Annotated in this window: 14 protein-coding genes, 2 pseudogenes and 1 other annotated feature; of the genes and pseudogenes, 8 read left to right on the forward strand and 8 right to left on the reverse strand. The window is 53.2% G+C overall.

Features of this window, described 5'->3' with window-relative positions:
* Positions 1-229 precede the first annotated feature (229 nt).
* Complete coding sequence (locus WNY38_RS17535; protein WP_342858662.1) at positions 230-1,525, reverse strand: DUF4062 domain-containing protein; 1,296 nt, start codon at positions 1,523-1,525, stop codon at positions 230-232.
* A gap of 128 nt (positions 1,526-1,653) precedes the next feature.
* On the opposite strand from WNY38_RS17535, the gene WNY38_RS17540 reads away from it, so the two are divergent.
* Entirely contained in the window at positions 1,654-1,791 is a 138-nt protein-coding gene (locus tag WNY38_RS17540) for a hypothetical protein (RefSeq protein ID WP_342858663.1), read from the forward strand.
* Between the two features lie 55 nt (positions 1,792-1,846).
* Here WNY38_RS17540 and WNY38_RS17545 read toward each other — a convergent pair whose 3' ends face one another.
* From WNY38_RS17545 to WNY38_RS17560, 4 genes are all read right to left on the reverse strand, one after another.
* Positions 1,847-3,658, reverse strand: coding sequence for an ATP-binding protein (locus WNY38_RS17545; protein WP_342858664.1), 1,812 nt, complete (start codon positions 3,656-3,658; stop codon positions 1,847-1,849).
* 40 nt (positions 3,659-3,698) lie between these two features.
* A complete protein-coding gene (locus WNY38_RS17550; RefSeq protein ID WP_342858665.1) occupies positions 3,699-4,742 on the reverse strand; it encodes an SIR2 family protein in 1,044 nt (347 codons plus the stop codon).
* Between the two features lie 373 nt (positions 4,743-5,115).
* Positions 5,116-5,724, reverse strand: coding sequence for a LysE family translocator (locus WNY38_RS17555; protein ID WP_342858666.1), 609 nt, complete (start codon positions 5,722-5,724; stop codon positions 5,116-5,118).
* 413 nt (positions 5,725-6,137) lie between these two features.
* A complete protein-coding gene (locus WNY38_RS17560) occupies positions 6,138-7,574 on the reverse strand; it encodes an MFS transporter (protein WP_342858667.1) in 1,437 nt (478 codons plus the stop codon).
* A 50-nt stretch (positions 7,575-7,624) separates the two neighbouring features.
* Between WNY38_RS17560 and WNY38_RS17565 the strand changes: the two genes are divergently transcribed.
* The gene (locus tag WNY38_RS17565) at positions 7,625-8,035 is read left to right on the forward strand and encodes a helix-turn-helix domain-containing protein (RefSeq protein WP_342858668.1); all 411 of its coding nucleotides are present in this window, start codon (positions 7,625-7,627) and stop codon (positions 8,033-8,035) included.
* A 167-nt stretch (positions 8,036-8,202) separates the two neighbouring features.
* Here WNY38_RS17565 and WNY38_RS17570 read toward each other — a convergent pair whose 3' ends face one another.
* Positions 8,203-8,559, reverse strand: a complete 357-nt coding sequence (locus WNY38_RS17570) for a MerR family transcriptional regulator (protein ID WP_342858669.1) — start codon at positions 8,557-8,559, stop codon at positions 8,203-8,205.
* Between the two features lie 83 nt (positions 8,560-8,642).
* Between WNY38_RS17570 and WNY38_RS17575 the strand changes: the two genes are divergently transcribed.
* Complete coding sequence (locus WNY38_RS17575; protein ID WP_342858670.1) at positions 8,643-9,431, forward strand: alpha/beta hydrolase; 789 nt, start codon at positions 8,643-8,645, stop codon at positions 9,429-9,431.
* Positions 9,432-9,613: 182 nt separating this feature from the next.
* On the opposite strand, the pseudogene WNY38_RS17580 reads toward WNY38_RS17575, so the two are convergent.
* A pseudogene (locus tag WNY38_RS17580) lies at positions 9,614-10,467 on the reverse strand (LysR family transcriptional regulator).
* A gap of 107 nt (positions 10,468-10,574) precedes the next feature.
* Between WNY38_RS17580 and WNY38_RS17585 the strand changes: the two are divergent.
* The 3 genes and pseudogenes from WNY38_RS17585 (at position 10,575) to WNY38_RS17595 (ending at position 14,758) form a co-directional block, all read left to right on the forward strand.
* Positions 10,575-11,579, forward strand: coding sequence for an NADP-dependent oxidoreductase (locus tag WNY38_RS17585; protein WP_342858671.1), 1,005 nt, complete (start codon positions 10,575-10,577; stop codon positions 11,577-11,579).
* Between the two features lie 138 nt (positions 11,580-11,717).
* Positions 11,718-13,163, forward strand: coding sequence for an IS1182 family transposase (locus WNY38_RS17590; RefSeq protein ID WP_342858672.1), 1,446 nt, complete (start codon positions 11,718-11,720; stop codon positions 13,161-13,163).
* A gap of 317 nt (positions 13,164-13,480) precedes the next feature.
* Positions 13,481-14,758: pseudogene (locus tag WNY38_RS17595) on the forward strand (IS3 family transposase).
* Positions 13,768-13,884 (forward strand) — a sequence feature (AL1L pseudoknot). Its footprint overlaps the pseudogene before it by 117 nt.
* A 175-nt stretch (positions 14,759-14,933) precedes the next feature.
* Here the strand turns inward: WNY38_RS17595 and WNY38_RS17600 are convergent.
* On the reverse strand, positions 14,934-16,103 hold the full coding sequence (locus WNY38_RS17600) for an MFS transporter (protein ID WP_342858673.1): 1,170 nt from the start codon (positions 16,101-16,103) through the stop codon (positions 14,934-14,936).
* A 116-nt stretch (positions 16,104-16,219) separates the two neighbouring features.
* Between WNY38_RS17600 and WNY38_RS17605 the strand changes: the two genes are divergently transcribed.
* Together WNY38_RS17605 and WNY38_RS17610 are read left to right on the forward strand one after the other, a co-directional pair.
* On the forward strand, positions 16,220-17,020 hold the full coding sequence (locus WNY38_RS17605; RefSeq protein WP_342858674.1) for a helix-turn-helix transcriptional regulator: 801 nt from the start codon (positions 16,220-16,222) through the stop codon (positions 17,018-17,020).
* Positions 17,021-17,116: 96 nt separating this feature from the next.
* The coding region (locus WNY38_RS17610; RefSeq protein WP_342858675.1) for a transposase at positions 17,117-18,010 on the forward strand (894 nt) is incomplete at its 3' end.

Below are 18,010 nucleotides of genomic sequence, written 5' to 3' on the forward strand. Positions count from 1 at the left end.
CTCAGCGCAATTGCAAGACAACTCAACGAACGGCCTCGCAAGACCTTGCAATATCAGACGCCAGCAGAGAAGTTCGCCGAGTGTGTTGCGTCGACCGGTTGAGATCGCCGCCCTTGGTGTCGATCGACGCGAACGGCCCAAAGCCGACGTTCGTACCATTATTAGGATGCTGCAGTCGCAGCCCGCATTGCAGACATTGGCTGCGATTGCACGCGTAACGCGCAATGAATTATCTTTGAGGAAGCAATGTTTCCATAAAGTCGTCGGCAGTCGTCCGGATTCCTTCCAAATTGTACCTTGTTAAAGTTAAGGTATCTAGTTCATCTAAATTCGGGGAGACATAGTAGCCTGGTAGCTTTGTGTTCCTTCTTGACAGAATGTTCTGCCCTGTAGGTCCGCGTAGTGAATGGCCAGCCACAACAAGGCCGTATGACTCCAGCAAGGCTGAGATAGATTTCCACATGATCGAGTTCGAGGATGAGCTTTCAAAATCACAGCGAGTCAGCTTCAAAGTATCGGCTTGGTCGATCGATCCGTCTACTTTGTAAATCTCAAGGATACTCTCGTCACGCATATTGGCGTCCAACGGCAGAATGACTCTAAAGGGGATGTCTGCCATTTCACACGCGCGCTCGAAGAGGAGGTCATAGTTTGTAGTGACGATTGCCCGAAATGATTGAACCGCTAGAAAATGTGCTTTGGTTGGTTCAACCGGCAAGGCAGTGTCGAGAAGCTCTTGGACCACATTTGTCATTCCAACTCGACCAAGTTTTGTCTCTGCGTAAGATGCGATGTCCGCGAAACTATGACGTGCTAATATTTCCGGTCCGGAACTATCCAATCCTGAACGCTGTCCAAGCACTTCAGCCAGTGAACTAGCTGTCGGGTAACCGGCAGCAACCGAGAATCCCGCTCCTGCAAACAAGATCATTCCCCTTTCCTCGATTTGATCGGCAACCTTGCTGGTCGTAAAGGCGACGTCAAACTCAGGTCGTGACGTTTGACTTGAAGATTCGGACTCCTTCACCTGACGTTTCAAGAAGGTGTCTTGGAAAACATCAATCAATGCGGCTCGCACCCTTTTCCCTAAGTCGACCGCTAAATCAAAATCTTGACGGAAACGCCCTTCATCCCATCCACCAACTTCTGAACGAAAAGCATCACGTCTTTTTGCGTCATCCGATGTGCTATCAGCTCCGTAGCCCAATCGTTTTTGGAATGGCAAAATTGGGAGACCATGGATACGTGCGTGATCCAGTTCCAAATGAGTGACTGATTTGTTGGAGCCCTTTCCGTATCCCGACGTCGGTATCCAGCCATACCTGCCTCCAAGAATAAGAACGAATATGTGTGATGAAGCAATTTCATTGGCTAAGACATCCCAGCTAGTCCCACCGTTTGGTAAAATCCCTTCGGCATTAACCGGCTCTAGACCGATGTCTTTGATTTGCTGCACGACCGCCGCTCGTTCGTTCGCCAAATCTTCCATGGTGCTACTTACAAAAACACGAACTTTACCGGCCAAAGCAATCTCCTCGCAGCTTTTAGAGTCTGTGCGTTTATCAATGTCACGGTCGGGCCTTCTCGTCCAGCGATCGCACAATCGAGGTGGTCAACATTCCATCACGTAAACTACTCTAAGATTATTGGAAGATGACCCAAACCAAGCACTTGAATCTTGGCAACCTGTCGGTCGAAACAGCCGGTACATCGTGTTTCTTGATCGGCAGTGCGGACGGCACATTGCCGCCGTTCAAGCTTGCGCGATTGCTACACAGCGAATTTCGATAGGCAAGCGTCCAGCACCATACCTAGCATCGCCGGGCTGCCAAGAATAGGCGAGAGACTAAGCATCGGGTTCGATGACATCAGCTGGTGCCGAGGGTACGATCTCAGACAGCTTTCTCGTCGTGCTCTTAGGCTGCTGCATATCGGGTAGAGGTCTCATGGCCAGCTTCATTGGCATCTGGCCTGCCATCCCGCTAAATATGCAAGTTCCAGTTGGTAGCGTTGGGATCGACTCCTCGGTGATTTTGTCTATGTAAGACACGGCGGTAGCAATGGATTGCAGATCACGATTATTGATCAGCCGATGAATAAAGTAATTATGGGCTTGGGACGTGATCGTTTGGGATATGTCACTCGGACGTTGGCTGGAGACGGTTATGAACACCCCAAACTTCCGGCCTTCTTTGATGATTTCTTCGAAGGTTTCTAGCCTGTAGTCTTTCCAACTTTCCGCTTCTCGAGATGACTCGTAAGATAGAATATTATGAGCTTCATCAATAACGATGCTCAACGCAGTTTCCTTATCGGCGCGGTCTTTCTGTTCCTGGTAGACGCGCTTAGAAATCAAAAGAGGAAGCGTTTTCTTCATTTCGATATTAACGTCGTGGAGGTTTATGACAACCACATTGTTGCCGAAGACATCACCTGTGTTCTGAGGATCAAAAACTTTTCTTATGTCTGTCTGCTTGCTTTTCAATTTGTTGATTGCTGGGGCAATATGCTCGTTTTGAGCGCGATTATTGAGGACATCCCAAACCAGCTGCACGTAACAAATTGATATGAAGTCGTTTATAATATCGTTCGCAAAATCGTAGGCTTCAACGCGTTGATACATTTCTGTATTTGGTATCGCATTTGGATTACTCGTCAAATACTCGCCAGCGCCAATAAACTGAGCCGTGGTGTTATGCCACTCTAGGTCGCGTTCAAGAGGCACATCGACCCCTTCTTCCTCCCGCTCAGGCAAGATTTGGCGCATATAGTCGATCAGGAGAAAGGCCCGCTCCTTGTCCGCCATTTTTAAGATCTGTGTAATCTGCATGCGCAGCATGTTTCGCAGATGGTCCCTGCCGTCTTCGCCTTGTCCAATCCGATTAGTTAAACTTAAGGCTCTTCGTATAAACGGACGTTGAGTTTTCTCTGTCGCATCCGAAAGTATGGCCAACGTTTCAAAATCTAGAAACCCAGCTTCGGATAGTGGAACCTTATCGCCCTGATCATGTCTGGTGGATAGATTGTAAACGGTCTTATCTGGGGTAAGGCAATTCTCCCGAGAATACTCCCCGTTGAAGTCGAAGAACAAAATTCGCACCCTCTGATCAAACAAGGCCTGATTTCTCTTCCGCATAGCTTCGATATAGCTCTGATACAACAAAGCAACCGTGTTCGATTTACCGCTACCTGTATTGCCGAAAATCGCGATGTGACTGTTCATCAATCCATCGACTGGAAGGCTGATTTCAAATCCTTCGTAGTCCGAAACCGCGACATTCAAAGGTATTGCGTTTTCCGAGACTAGGTTATGTATTTGGTGAACTTTCTCGCTGGTCAACAAATAGGCTTCATTACCTACCAGGGGTAACTCCTTGGTTCCCCCAAAGAACGTCCCGGAACGGTCTACATAGCCTACAAGAGTAATTGACAGCGACCTCTTCGAATTGGGCACCTTGGTGGCTTCAGCAAGATAGGGCGCGTCGGGACGAGCGTATTCACCATCTACCTTTCCTATTAGACTAACGAAGCCCTTTCGAAGGTCGATGTAGCTGCCCACTGCTACGTTGCGGATCAACTCACCGTCAAAGAACAGTTCAGATAGGTTCTTATCCTTGTCCACTGTTACTGAAATTTTGCGGCCTGTGACCTCTGTCACCTCGCCAACCCTGAGTACAGCTTCCTGCTGAAGCCGAGCATTAGTCACGGATTGCCTCGGGGATAGCACCGATCATATCGAACAGAGAGTTTAGCACCGGAAAGTCAATATGTTGATCATCCGTAGGTTTGATAATTAGAACATTGCGATAAGCTGAGAATTTTTCTTCAAGGTCGGCAGCACCGTTCTGACTAAAGGCGAATACTACAACCTTTGCGGTAGGGTTGCGCAGTGCTCGCCGGGTGATGTCCAAGATATGTTCATCAGCAAATGAGAAACCAAATACGAAGAGCAAGGCATTCTCCATTTCCATTGCGTTTGTGTATAAACGCAAAAGGTCAAAATATACCCGATCCAATAGTGTGGACTCGAATTTCCGCATGTTGGGTAAGATCACAGCTCTCTTTGCAAGAGCATTCCTAACGTCCTGTGGATTGTCTTTCTCGATCACAGTGAGCTGAACTGTTTCCGGCTCACCAAGCGTGATCTTTTCGCCGGCCTGACGCTTCCACGAGATTGATCCATGAACTTTGACTAGGTTCACCGACGGTATTTCCGATTGATGCTGATACACCGTACCCGACCTGTAAACTCGGTCAAAAAATAATTCCGATGCATACTCGAAGCCTGAGTTACCTATGCGTCGATTAAAGCCGTCGTTTAGAACCAATGAAGGTAAGAGCGATGCCGCAACCTCGAAAAACTCATCGTAATTCGTCGTGAAGACGTTGGCTTGGCGGGGCAAAAGGATGTTTTTGCGCTCAAAGAGGATACGGTCGATAGAACCTAAGAAATGAAGGTAATTTTTGAGCGTGATGTCAGTATCGTCGCCCTCCGTGTATCCAACTGGCAGAAAGCCATGCTGGTACTCAAGTTCTTCGATAAATGTCAGAGCTTTGTTGTTTGCCGCGTCATGTTCTGAAGCCGCTAGATGCTGATCGATTTCCTGTTCCACATTGCCAGCAAGTTGGATCGCTGGCATCGATGCGCCCGAGCCGAATAGGAAATTGAGGTGAGCGGACTGAATGTAGCGCTCTAGAAGTCGTGCCACTTTCTCGGGATCGTTTAGTTCAAGGATTTCCATGTCGCCCAATACTCTAACTTAATCACGAGCAGCTTACTTCAGAGTTCCGATTGGAAGTAAGGCCTTCGGAACAGTTTATGAGACAGTAAGTGGTCATCAGGTGTCACTTTTCAAATGAAATTCGTACGTCTGCTCCAGTATGCCTGCTTTCTTGGCGATGCACTCGCAGCGAAGGGCGGCTCTCCGCCCTCATGTCCTGGGCTCGATTCAATGCTGCGCCGAGCACGAATGTCGTAGAAGGGCTGGGAGCGGTCATCTGGTTGGCCGCGCCCAGCCCTGCAAGGTCAAGATTCGCGTGCTGCAGCGCCGCATGTCGGCTTCGAGCCCAAACCTACCGACGAAATTTGAGCTTAAAATTGCCGACCATTGCGCTTTAACTTGAAACAGCGAGCTTTGCCCCAAGGAATCCAAAGGTTCCTGCGAAGCTACGTTTGATCCACTTCATAACCGATGGCCGCTGAATAACATAGTCACGGGCATATGATGCGAATGCGCCGTAGACCACGAAGACAGCAAACGTCATGACCATAAACACAATAGCCAATCCAACCAGCGATGCCGTCGCGTTTGTTGCTGTAGGCGAGATAAATTGAGGCAGGAATGCCAAAAAGAACAAAGATAACTTTGGGTTTAAGACGTTCAGCAAAGTGCCCGTTGTTGCTATCCGAATGAAGCCCCTTTGCTCCTTATTTTCAGACACTTCCATAACGGTGTCGTCCTTCAGAATTTTCCAAGCCATATAAAATAGGTAGGCCACGCCCAAGAACTTAATGACTTGGAAGGCTAACGCGCTTGTGTGTAGCAATGCCGCCAAGCCAATGATGCTGGCAATAGCAGCAGGCACAATTCCAAGAGTGCATCCAAACGCAGCAGCTATGCTAGCCTTGAACCCACGACCAAGACCGATTGCTAGTGTGTAAATTACCCCAGTTCCGGGTAAGAGGACAACAACCAGAGAGGTTAGTAGGAATTCAAGCGACATAAGTTCTGCTCCTAATTTTCGATATCGTCGGCTTAATACGTCAAAGCGTCAAGGACCGCTTCGTCCGCATCTTTCCAATTCAGGCGCGGCGCAGCGAAGGACGGTTCTTCCTAGACCAGCCGTTCGTGGATCACGCGGCGAAAGTTCCTGAAGAGCCCAAGCTGACAAATGCAGCGGGTCGCACCGATGTCTGCTATCATGAACAGAGCCAAAAGCCTTCAACAACCACTTAGGTTTTGAACGGGGTTTTTGGGGGCTAAAAACTGAGCCCTTTTCGACCCTTCCAAAAAGGAGGGTTTTTGGAAGGGTAGAGCGAGGGGCGGTTTTACCCGGACCAGCCGTTCATGCGTCGCGCGGCGAATGCCGGGTGAGAGCCCATTGTAACGAACGCTGCACTGGCCACGAATGGCGGCTTACTCTGCAGCAGTGGGTGCATCCTGCGGACGCCCGGCACCGCTGTAGATTGCCAAACTTATTGCGACCATCGCCAAGCCTGCCGCAATCACAAATGTCATCGAAAATGCGTGCGCTACATCTTCGGTAGCTACCACAGAAACATCCCCTGTTCCGAGGAACATAACAAATACAGTGGGCATGACGGAAGCACCCGTCATCAGGCCAAGGTTTCGCGAGAGGCCAAGCAGACCTGAAAGACGACCGCGCTGCTCTTTGCCAGCATCAACCAAGATGATTGTGCTATTGGCAGCAAAAAAGAGCTGAAACGCCGGAGTGAGGAGGAAAAGAGCGGCTATATACCCCGCAACTCCAAAATGCCGAGGTAGAAAAGCAAGACACAACACGCCCAGCATGACCTGCATGAGGCCGATGGGAAGGGCGCGGTTTGCACCGATGCGGTCGGTCAGTCTTCCCGCCGGAATACCGGAAAGCGCAGCAACCGCAGGGCCAACTGCCAAAACCAACCCAATGGACGCTTCGTTTAGGTCCAGCGAAAATGCCAGAAAGAAGGGTCCGACCACGAGAGTCGACATCATGAGGGTGGCAACCAGCATGTTCATGGCGAGGCCGGTGCCCGTTTTGCGCCCTGAAAGCAGCCGCATTGGTACCAGCGGCGAAGACACCCGGAATTCGACAATCACGAACAGGACAATCCCGACAACAGTGGCGGCAATAAGCACACCGGTGTGCACCGGAAGACCGAATGCGCCGCCGCTGGTTGCAAGCGCATAGGCAGCAAGAGCGAACACAAGCACAAATGTTCCCAGTAAATCCAGTTCTCTTAGTGAAGGGGCCATTCGCATGGAACTGCGAGGAATAGCGATGACAGTCAAAGAAAACGCGAGTGTCCCCAGACCTGCAATGAGCCAGAAGGCCATCCGCCAATCGCCCCAAGCGAGCAGCAGGCCGCCAAGCGCGGGACCGAGTGCAGTGCCTAAGGCGGACATCGTTCCGAACATCCCCATAGCCGCACCAAGCCGCTCGGCTGGCACAAGATCGCGTGCCATCGACATAGGAAGCGCGATCAGGATCGCACCACCAAGTCCCTGTAGCGCGCGCCCAGCGACCAACAGACTGAGATCAGGAGCAACCGCGCAAAGCATCGACGCGACTACAAAGACGAAGAGGCCGGACAATAGAACACGACGATGACCATAAAGATCGCCTAACCGCCCGGCTGGGACGATGGCGATTGTCATGGCCATGAGATAGATCAGAACAGTCCATTGAACATCTGTCACCGTTGCGGAGAAGGTTTGCGTTAATGTGGGAAGCAAAACAGACGCAATGCTCACGCCCAGAGATGCCGCCATTGTGGCCGTAGCAAGGGCAACCAAAATGGGAATGGAAGTTCGGGTCTGAGGCGTCCCGGCCATGGTGAGTTCCCTTGTCATCGATGCAGTAGGTGACTACCCTGCCACTTCAAGCCAGCTTGAGGTCAACCATGAAATTTCTCGATATTGGTGTTCTGTCCAAAAAGAGTGGCGTCCCTCCCTCTACTCTTCGCTACTATGAGGAAATCGGACTGATTCAATCGGTTGGAAGGCACGGGCTGCGACGTCAGTTCGATACACCGGCAGTGACCCAGCTTGCTCTAATCTCGCTTGGAAAAATGGCCGGGTTTTCGCTTGAAGACATCAAGGGCATGTTTGCCAAGGATGGATCACCTCAATTGCCGCGTGCCGAACTGCATCTTCGCGCAGATGACCTTGATGACCAAATTCGCGGCCTCTCCAGACTGCGCGATGCACTGCGGCATGTAGCAGATTGTCCGGCAGAAACTCATATGGACTGTCCAAAATTCAAACATCTCATGAAATTTGCGGCACGTTCTATCAGCACTCGAAAACGATGAAACCTCCGGTAGCAAGTACCTTGTCGCGCATGATACCAGTTCAGGCGAAGTGCAGCGAGAGTCGGCAAACCCCGGAACCAGTCACTCGTGCAACACGCAGCGAAGGCTACCGAAGAGCCCATTTTGCATGATGCTGCGGGGAGTGCGAATGGCTGCTATTATCGCTTTCAACTGTGATCGCGCATCTCAGAATAGTAGCTGCCTAGCAAGGTACGGCTTTTACGATATCGCTTGATCTGGTCGTCCAACGCCTGCATTTCCTGCTCCATTGCGGCCAGCAAGTCTGGGCAAGGGTGTAGAATGGGGCCTTCGCTGCGCAGGCAAGAGAGAAATCGGCGGATGAAGTCCAACTTCAACCCGCTGGTGTTCAGCATGCGAATTGCGCCGACGACTCTCTCATCTTCGCTCCCGTAGTCCCGGTATCCAGACTCACGGCGCGCCGGTTTGAGTAGCCCTTCCGCTTCGTAGTAGCGCAACATCCGCACGGAAACGCCTGTGCGATGGGAAAGCTCGCCTATTTTCATCTTGTCTCCAATTCTGCTTGACCCTTACACAAGTGTCAGAGTCTATATCTTGGTGCAACTCAATACAGGAAAGGAGTTGTGCAATGCATTTCACGAAATTCGAAGGCGTACGGATCGGGTACCGCAAAGAGGGCAGCGGACCTGCAATTGTACTGATCCACGGCACGGGCGGGGACGGAGCAGGGAACTGGGGCGGCGTAACAGAGGACCTGTCGCAGGGTTTCACTGTGATCCGGCCCGACTATACCGGATCGGGCGACACAGAAGATGACGGACGTGTGCTGTCGGTTGAACACTTTGCAGAGCAGGTCCTAGCGGCAGTCGAAGATGCGGAGGTTGATAGTTTTGCTCTCGTTGGATTCTCACTCGGTGCGGCGGTCGCTGCGCGGATCGCGGCGGATCATGCTGATCGGGTCACAGACCTGATCCTCATCTCCGGGTTTACAAAGCCTGACCCGCGCCTGAAGCTTCAGTTCGAACTCTGGCGCGATCTCATTGCATCGGACCGTGCAGCGATGGCTCGGATTGTTTTTCTGACCGGCTTCAGTCCAGACGTCTTGTCTTCATGGGGCTTCGAGGGTGTGGAGCAAGCTGTGCGGGATACTATGGAAACGCAGAACTGGGCGGGCATGGCACGCCAGGTCGAAGTCGATCTAGGCCTAGACGTCAGCGACACGACAGCAAAAGTCAAATCGCCCACCCTCGTTATCGGTGGCCGTCACGACCATATGGTACCTCCATCGCACTCCAAGGCTCTTGCCGCATTGATACGCAACGCGTCCTACGTCGAGCTACCCACGGGACACTTGGCCCCGATGGAGCGACCTGACCTTGTTGCCAGTGAAATCAGAAGTTTCCTCAATAAATTTTGATCAAAAATACCATTCCAGTCGCTTTCAGGACGAAAGGAACAGGGTGTTCCGGCCGTTCGGCAATCAAGGTCGAACGGCAACTTCGTCCCGCGTTGCAGTCATCCGTACCTGTTGCGGCGAAGGTCCGGAGTGAGCCCTCTTTGACTGATGCTGCGCAAAGTCTGAATGTCTCCATTTCGCAATTATTTGCCGAACGCTTCTGTTAAATAGTCAAGAAAAACACGAACCTTTTGGGATGTATACCGTCGTTGCGAGTACAGAGCGTAAATCGATTGTTCGACAGGCTCATGATCGGGAAGCAAGCGCACCAGACGGTTTTCAGCAAGTTCCTTTGCAACTATAAAATCACCCAGCATCGTGTAGCAGTTTCCGCAAAGAACCGCGTTCTTTACAGCAACTGACGAGCTGATGGTGCAGCGTTGTGGAACCTCGAACGCGATGCTCTTACCTTTGTGTTTGAAACGCTGGATCCGCCCCCATTCGCCACTAACCTGACTTACGGAAGGTAGGTCTTTGATGTCATCCAGCGACTTTGGCATACCATGTCGCAGGCAGAACTCAAGGGAGGCCACAGGGATTACTCTCTGGTCGAAAATCTTCTTCGCAACCAAGGATGAGTCCTGTAGAGGGCCAACGCGGATTGCGACGTCAAAGTGTTCCTCAAAGATATCTCCAATTGCGGATACCTTTCCATGAACGCGGGCAGCACCGGAGCCAAGCATTCGTTACCGAAGGCCGCAACACATGACACGCGTAACCGCCCTCGCGGCGCATCGTGGCGCTCGTGAATGGCACTTCGCATGTTCCCGATTTCTTCAAGTATCCCAGAACTTCGTTGTACAAATTCCAACCCCGCATCCGTCAAATTAAGCTTGCGGGTTGTGCGATTGATCAAACGCACGCCAAGATCGCGCTCGAGATCAGCAACAATCCGGCTGACGGATGCTGCAGATAGACGAAGGTCCGCGCTCGCGGCGGCGAAGCTTCCCAATCGGGCGACCTCGGTGACAACGCGCATTGCCGCAACCATGTCCATAGAAGCACTCTTTCGTTTTACAAGTTAATAAATCTTGAAATTGTACATTATCACGATTTTCAAATCTATCTACAAGAGATCAGGTAACGAATATAAGGACTACATTGATGGCCAAGAATCCGAGCTGGATATTAAAGAGCTACGCCACAGGCATGCCGAGTCCTGACAATTGGGTGTTGGAAGATCTATCCATGCCCGAAGTCGGGGATGGCGAGCTATTGATCAAAACGATGTGGCTCTCCGTCGATCCTTACATGAGAGGCAGGATCAGCCCCGCGAAGAACTATGCAGCGGGAATTCCCTTGGGCGGATTGATGACTGGGGGCGGTATCGGAGAAGTCGTCGTATCAAACTCTCCGGATTTCCAGCAGGGCGATGTGGTCATAAGTGACTACTTTGGGTGGCAAGCATTCACCACTGTTCCCGTCGCATCGGCGAAAATTGTCGACACCAAACAAGCCCCGGTTCAGGCGGCACTCAGCTATCTGGGGATGCCCGGTCTTACAGCCTATTTTTCCCTTCTCAAAACTGGCGCAGCAAAAGAAGGTGAAACTGTGCTGATCTCGGCGGCCTCTGGTGCTGTCGGGCAGATTGCAGGCCAGATTGCACGTATCAAAGGGTTTGACCCGGTTGCCATTGCCGGGACCGATGCCAAAGTTGAGTGGTGTAAAGAACTCGGGTACCGAACCGGCATCAATCACCGTACCTCAACCGATTTGGTTGCCGACGTGGCCGCTGCGTGCCCGAATGGCGTCGATGTGTTTTTGGATAATACTGCGGGACCAATCCATGATGCGGCGATGCTGAATCTTAACACATTCGGGCGTGTTGCAGTGGTCGGAACCATCGCATTGGCGGATAAATTTGATCAACCGGATGTCGGATTGCGGCATCTTCGGCAAACCTTGATCACCCGAGCGCGGATCGAGGGTTTCCTACTCGATGATTTTGAGGCCGACTACGATGCTGCCCTTGTCGACTTGTCGTCTTGGTATGAACAGGGGGTGTTACAAACACGCGAAGACGTGGCTCAAGGAATTGAGGCTGCCCCCTATGCATTTGTGAGGATGTTGAAAGGTGAAAACTTTGGGAAGCAATTAGTTGAACTCTGACATTTCCTTGCGCGTTCGGGGAAAGCCGCCATTCCTTCAAAATCTCCGAACGGCAACAAAGTCCGGAGGCTGTGTGAAAACACCCCCGCCTTTTCCCAGATGATGGTATGATTTCCATATTCGATGCGGAGGTTGATCATGTCGCAATTTATCGAAGGTTTGGATCGCCAGCAGACGATGTTGCTGCCTGAACATCTCGACGATTATGTTGGCGAGAACAGCCCTGTCCGCGCCATTGATGCGTTTGCAAACTTGCTGGATCTTGATGTGCTTGGCTTCAACGCGCGACCCGCTGCCACGGGTCGGCCCGGGTATCATCCTGGGTTGATGCTGCGGATTTATCTCTACGGCTACCTGAACCAGGTCCAGTCATCGCGGCGCTTGGAACGGGAGTGCGGCCGCAATCTGGAGCTCATCTGGCTGACCGGTCGGTTGAAGCCCGACTTCAAGACGATTGCGGACTTTCGCAAAGATAACGGGCCTGCGATCCGTAAGGTATGCCAGCAGTTTGTTGCTCTGTGCCGTAACATGGGTTTGCTCGACGGGGATGTGGTCGCTATTGACGGCAGCCGGTTCAAGGCGCTGAACTCCAAGGCTAAGAATTACACGCGCGGCAAACTGGGCCAAAAGCTGGGTGAAATCGACAAAGCAATCGAGCGCTATCTGGGGGAATTGGATCGCGCCGATGAGGTGTTCGAGCAGACTGGCACGGTGCTGCCGGAAGCGCGCATGGAACGCACACTCAGAAAGCTGGAGCATCTGCAAAAGGAGGCCCTGCGCTACAGATCAATCGAGCAGCGCATGGATGAAACCGGTGAAACCCAAGTCTCGCTGAGCGATCCCGATGCCCGGTCCATGGCCACGACGGCGCGGATGCCGCGCATTGTTGGCTATAACGTCCAGACGGCGGTCGAGGCTGACAACCATCTTATCGTTGCGCACGAGGTTACGATGCTTGGTTTCGACCGGGATGCCTTGTCGATGATGGCCGTGGCAGCACGAGATGAAATGACGACAGATCAGCTCACAGCAATCGCGGACAAAGGTTATTACAAAGGCGAGGAAATTGTCGCCAGCGAAGATGCTGGCATCTCGGTTGTTGTCCCCAAGCCCATGACATCAAATGCCGCTGCACGCGGTCAGTTTGACAAGGCTGACTTCGCCTATGACCGCGACAAGGATGTCTACGTCTGCCCGGCGGGCGAGAACCTGACTTACAGATTTACCGGCCAGCAAGACGGCAAAGCCATCAGATCGTATTGGTCAGGAGCCTGCGCTGAGTGCCCGATCAAGACAAAATGCACGACAGGAAAGGAGCGGCGCGTTCGCAGGTGGGAACATGAGGACGTGCTTGAGCGGGTGCAGGAACGGCTGGACGCAGACCCAACCCAACTGGCCGTCCGCTGCATGACCGTCGAGCATCCCTTCGGCACAATCAAGTCATGGATGGGCGCCACACACTTCAAAATGAGGCGGCTGAAAAACGTCGCCGCCGAGATGGCACTGCATGTGCTTGCCTACAATATGACCCGCGTCATGAACTTGATGGGCATCCCAGCAATGATTGCGGCCATGAAGGCGTAAGGGGCTCCGTTCGCCCTGAAATATGCGGCGCAATTGCTTGGTTCGCCTCAGATGGCCGCATCCGACCCCAACATCCATCGTGTCCGCCGAAATGACTAACTCCAGCCAAAACGGCACCCAAACGTCGAAACTCACGTCGACAACGAGATCAACCGAGTTTCCACACAGCCTCCGGACAATCCTGCCACTGGGCGAATGTCAGCTTTCAAATTTACTCACTCGACCGCAATTCTATCCATTCGGGTTAGCTCTGCCAGAACCGCTTCGTGAACCGCCCCGGGTTTACCGGAGAGTAAAACTCTCAAAAGGTGAGCCTCATGACAGACAAGAAACACACCCCGAGCTACACGGCCGAGTTCCGCGCGCGCGGCGTTCGGCTTTTCCGCGAACATCGTTCTGATTACAGCAGCGACAGTGCTGCCTACCGGGCAATTGCCTCGAAGCTGGGCTGTTCGTCTTTCAGCCTGCGGGACTGGTGTCGGCGCGCCGCGCGTGATGCAGGCGAGCTGTCCGGACCAACGAGCGAGGAGAAGGCACGGATCAAGTCCCTGGAGCGTGAGAACCGTGAACTGCGCCAAGCCAACGAGATCCTGAAGAAGGCCAGCGCATATTTCGCGGCGGCGGAGCTCGACCGCCCGTTCCGCAAATGATCGCGTTCATTGATGATCATCGTTGTGTCCATGGTGTCGGGCCGATCTGCCGGGTTTTGGAGATCGCACCATCGACGTTCTACGCTTTCAAGGCCGTGGAGCGTGATCCCGATCTTGCCTCGGGCCGGGCCAGGCAGGATCGGCAGGACATGGCTGCGATCAAGCAGGTTTTCGATGGCAGCCGGGGACGATATGGCGCGCGCAAGGTCTGGCACCAACTGCGCCGTGAAGGTCGCGACATCGCTCGCTGCACGGTCGAGAGGCTGATGCAGATTATGGGATTACAAGGCCCCTCTCGGCAGAATTGCCATGCAATTCGCCTGCCGGGCAATGGTTGTGCGCGGCAAGAAGGTCATCACGACCAACCCTGATGCGGCACAGCCTTGCCCGGACGACAAGGTGAACCGCGCCTTCGTGGCAGACATGCCGAACCAGCTCTGGGTCAGCGATTTCACCTATGTCTCAAGCTGGCAGGGCATGGTCTACGTGGCCTTCATCATCGACGTTTTCGCCCGCAAGATCGTTGGCTGGCGTGTCTCGACCTCGATGACAACCGGTTTCGTCTTGGATGCCCTGAACCAGGCCATCTGCCAGAGGGCGCCGTCCGAGGCTGACAAACTGATCCATCATAGTGATCGAGGCAGCCAATACCTGTCGATCCGATACACCGAGCGGCTCGCCGAGGCCGGCATCGATACCTCCGTCGGCAGCGTCGGGGATTCCTACGACAACGCCCTCGCCGAAAGCATCATCGGCCTGTTCAAGACTGAGGTCATCAAGTTCCTCGGCCCCTGGAAGTCCGTTGGTCAGGTCGAATGGGAAACCCTGAAATGGGTCGACTGGTATAACAACACCCGCCTTCACAGCGCCATCGGTTACATCACGCCACAAGAAGCAGAGGAGGTCTTCTATGCCAGCTTGAACGCTGCTGAAAAAGCGGCCTAACTATTGAACCAGAAACTCTCCGGTAAACCCGGGGCGGTTCATCGTGATTTCGGTCTGTGCTTCTTCCTGCGTTATGCCCATGTCGTCGATCAAGTGCGGGCTGGAAGACAGGCGTTCTCTTAAATCACGGCGACAGGTGTCCTTCCCCGCCAAGCCGTAAGAAAGCCGACCCAAGCTAAGACCTGTCTTGCGACGGCGCGCTGCCAGCCGTCCGCGCGCTCAATGCCGCTGCCCCAAGTGAAAATACGGCAGCAAGGCCAAACATATAGGGCCAAGAGATTCCAGCCGCGACGCCAGCTAACACGGCTCCGAACGCTCCTACTCCATCCATCAGGACAAATGCCAAACCCAATGTGGTACCTTCGTTGCGATCCGAATGATCAACAGCAATTGCAAGCATCGCGGCGCGAATGGAGTCCAGCGCGGCAACTGCCACCGCCATTGCCGCAATCATCAACGAGAAAAATGGTTCAAAGATCAATGCAGCAATAGCTACGGCGGCGGTTGCATTGCCAATGACCAGAACGGGCTTGCGGCCTACCCTGTCAGACAGCCCACCCACCCACGGTTGAGCAATAGCGCCAGTAATCAGCAGGGCTGCGAATATGACACCGATGGTAGCGGGAGGAAGATCATGCATGGCAGCGAGGTAGAGCGGGATCATGCTGAGCATCGCGAACAGTGACATATTGTAGAGACTGATCATTCCAACAATACGCAGGCCGCTGCCTCCGCGCCAAGCGTGCAGTAAATCCAGCATGTCCTGCCGGTTTACCGTCTTTTGTTCAACATATGGCACAGCACGCACCACCCATATGAAACAAAACCCCATCAGAGCGGTTGGGATCACCGAAATGAGCAATGCGCCCCGCCAGTCAACGACCGACAGCAGAAAACCGACAGACAATGGGGCCAATACCTCTGCAAACGAGCCTCCTATCGCATGCATGCCCAACGCCCGCGCCCGCGCGTCCTTGTTGTCGCGTGTCAGGACGCCCGTTGCTATCGGGTGCCAAGCAGCATTGCCCATTCCAGCAACGGCCAAAAGCACCGCAAGGCTCCAGAACTCTGGCGAGAATGCAGCCAATCCATAACCAATGGCGACCCACCAGAAGGTCGCAACGAGCAGCCGACCACGGTTCGACACATGATCCGCAAGAAATCCGGCGGGTATATAGGCAATCGCGCCACCGACACTGAACAACGTGAACAGTAATCCGACCTCCGTGGGGGATAAGTCCATGGCAACACCGGCTGCTGGCACGATCAGCCAAAGAGCCGCGATTGGCCAGTCATTGGCGAGATGTCCCACCGCAAACCAAGTCATGAAGGTGCGATTGTTCATGTGAGAAAAACCAATGCAAAAAAACCGGACACCACGTCCGATCTATTGGCAAAATCTAACTCAATGCAGTATGTCTGTCAGTCGAGATAAAGGCAATTTATGTCGAGGATTCGTCAATGCAAGATCACTCAGTAGAATCCATCCCTGAAGAGGCCAAGGCAGTTGGCCGCCCACGTTATCTCGGTGAGATGAGCAGGCAAGAACCAGACGAGAGCGATGATTGGCATACACACGATTTTGGTCAGCTCATCTCTGCCGCGTCCGGTTCGATGTATGTAGGAACGCCGGACCGGGTTCTTTTGCTGAGCGCGGCGATGGCGGTATGGATACCGCCGGATACAGAGCATTGGCTGCGCTATAACTCCAACAATCTCATGATCTATGTCGACGTAAACCGAAATGAGGCGGCTAAGCTCGGCCTGGATTGTAGAATTGTCGCCATGACACACTTGTTGGGGACGCTGTTCGCCGCGACTATGCCCGAATGTTCGGATACGCGAGGAACACGCCACAACGTCGCCTTGTACACCTTGCTTCGCCATGAAGTTCTTGCAGCGCGCAACGTTCCGCTTTCGCTAACCTTGCCCAAAGACGAGCGTGTACGCGGGTTTGCCCAAGCTGCGCTTGATGACCCCGGCAATGTCCAATCGGTCGAGGTTTGGCTCGCAAATGCACCTGCCAGCCGCAAGACAATCGAGCGCGTGTTCATCGCCGAAACAGGTATGCCACCGTCTAGGTGGTTGCGTCATGCCCGAATTTTGCACGCAGTCTCATTGCTGGCCGCTGGCCAGAAAGTAACGACGGTTGCGTTCGACATGGGCTACGAGTCCTCCAGCGCGTTCAGCTACATGTTCAGACAGACGCTCGGCGTCAGCCCAAGGGAGTTTTTGAGAAACCGGCCATTCGCTGCGACCTGACAAATGAGCAGGTTGGGCTGATTTTGTTGAAAAACTCTTGCTTGATTGAAGGGTCGATCGCTGATTCAATTCCTTTATTGATTGGGGGATTTGGCGATGATGGGACCAAAGCAGGAAGCGCAGTCGGCGCTGTTTTACGAATTCTCGCTTGAGGATCACGTCCCCACTGGCCACCTGCTTCGATCCATCGACCGGTTCGTCGACCTGAGCAGCATCCGCGCCCATCTTGCGGATTTCTACAGCCATACTGGCCGCCCGTCGGTTGATCCCGAATTGCTGATCCGGATGCTACTGGTCGGCTATTGCTTTGGCATCCGTTCGGAGCGGCGGCTGTGTGAAGAAGTGCATCTGAACCTCGCGTATCGCTGGTTCTGCCGCCTCGATCTGACCGACCGTATCCCGGATCATTCGACTTTTTCCAAGAACCGTCATGGCCGGTTCCGCGAGAGTGATCTGTTGCGCCAGGTGTTCGAGATGACAGTAGCACGCTGCATGCAGGAAGGGCTTGTCGGCGGTCAGGGTTTTGCGGTGGATGCCAGTCTGATTAGTGCTGATGTTCAGAAGCAGAATTCCAGCAACCCCGAAGACTGGGTGGCCCGCGAGGCTGCTCCCAATGACGCGCCACGCGCGGTGCGCGAATATCTCGACGTTCTGGACGACGAGGCCTTCGGCGCAGCCAGTGAGGTCATTCCCAAGTTTACTGCCCATGCTGATCCAGCTAGCCAGTGGACGGCAGCCCGCAAAGGCCCAGCATTCTTTGCCTATTCGGACAACTATCTCATCGACACAGATCACGGGATCATCATGGATGTGGATGCCTCGCGGTCGATCCGGCAGGCAGAGGTGGGTGCTATGCGTAAGATGATTGATCGCACAGAAGAGCGCTTTGGCATCAAGCCAGATTGGATCGCTGTGGACCTGTCACGGTTTGATGCCGCTCCTTTGATAGCATTTATTGCAGCAAAGGAGACGAACTATGGGAACGAAACG

This window comes from Pacificibacter sp. AS14 (assembly GCF_038899935.1).
GTDB lineage: Bacteria > Pseudomonadota > Alphaproteobacteria > Rhodobacterales > Rhodobacteraceae > Celeribacter.

Bases quoted from the DNA above. Each gene is read 5' to 3' on its own strand.
- WNY38_RS17560 (WP_342858667.1), bottom strand. From the start codon at position 7,574: ATGACAAGGGAACTCACCATGGCCGGGACGCCTCAGACCCGAACTTCC.
- WNY38_RS17540 (WP_342858663.1), top strand. From the start codon at position 1,654: ATGACCCAAACCAAGCACTTGAATCTTGGCAACCTGTCGGTCGAAACA.
- WNY38_RS17565 (WP_342858668.1), top strand. From the start codon at position 7,625: ATGAAATTTCTCGATATTGGTGTTCTGTCCAAAAAGAGTGGCGTCCCT.
- WNY38_RS17590 (WP_342858672.1), top strand. From the start codon at position 11,718: ATGTCGCAATTTATCGAAGGTTTGGATCGCCAGCAGACGATGTTGCTG.
- WNY38_RS17550 (WP_342858665.1), bottom strand. From the start codon at position 4,742: ATGGAAATCCTTGAACTAAACGATCCCGAGAAAGTGGCACGACTTCTA.
- WNY38_RS17555 (WP_342858666.1), bottom strand. From the start codon at position 5,724: ATGTCGCTTGAATTCCTACTAACCTCTCTGGTTGTTGTCCTCTTACCC.
- WNY38_RS17575 (WP_342858670.1), top strand. From the start codon at position 8,643: ATGCATTTCACGAAATTCGAAGGCGTACGGATCGGGTACCGCAAAGAG.
- WNY38_RS17605 (WP_342858674.1), top strand. From the start codon at position 16,220: ATGCAAGATCACTCAGTAGAATCCATCCCTGAAGAGGCCAAGGCAGTT.
- WNY38_RS17600 (WP_342858673.1), bottom strand. From the start codon at position 16,103: ATGAACAATCGCACCTTCATGACTTGGTTTGCGGTGGGACATCTCGCC.
- WNY38_RS17570 (WP_342858669.1), bottom strand. From the start codon at position 8,559: ATGAAAATAGGCGAGCTTTCCCATCGCACAGGCGTTTCCGTGCGGATG.
- WNY38_RS17585 (WP_342858671.1), top strand. From the start codon at position 10,575: ATGGCCAAGAATCCGAGCTGGATATTAAAGAGCTACGCCACAGGCATG.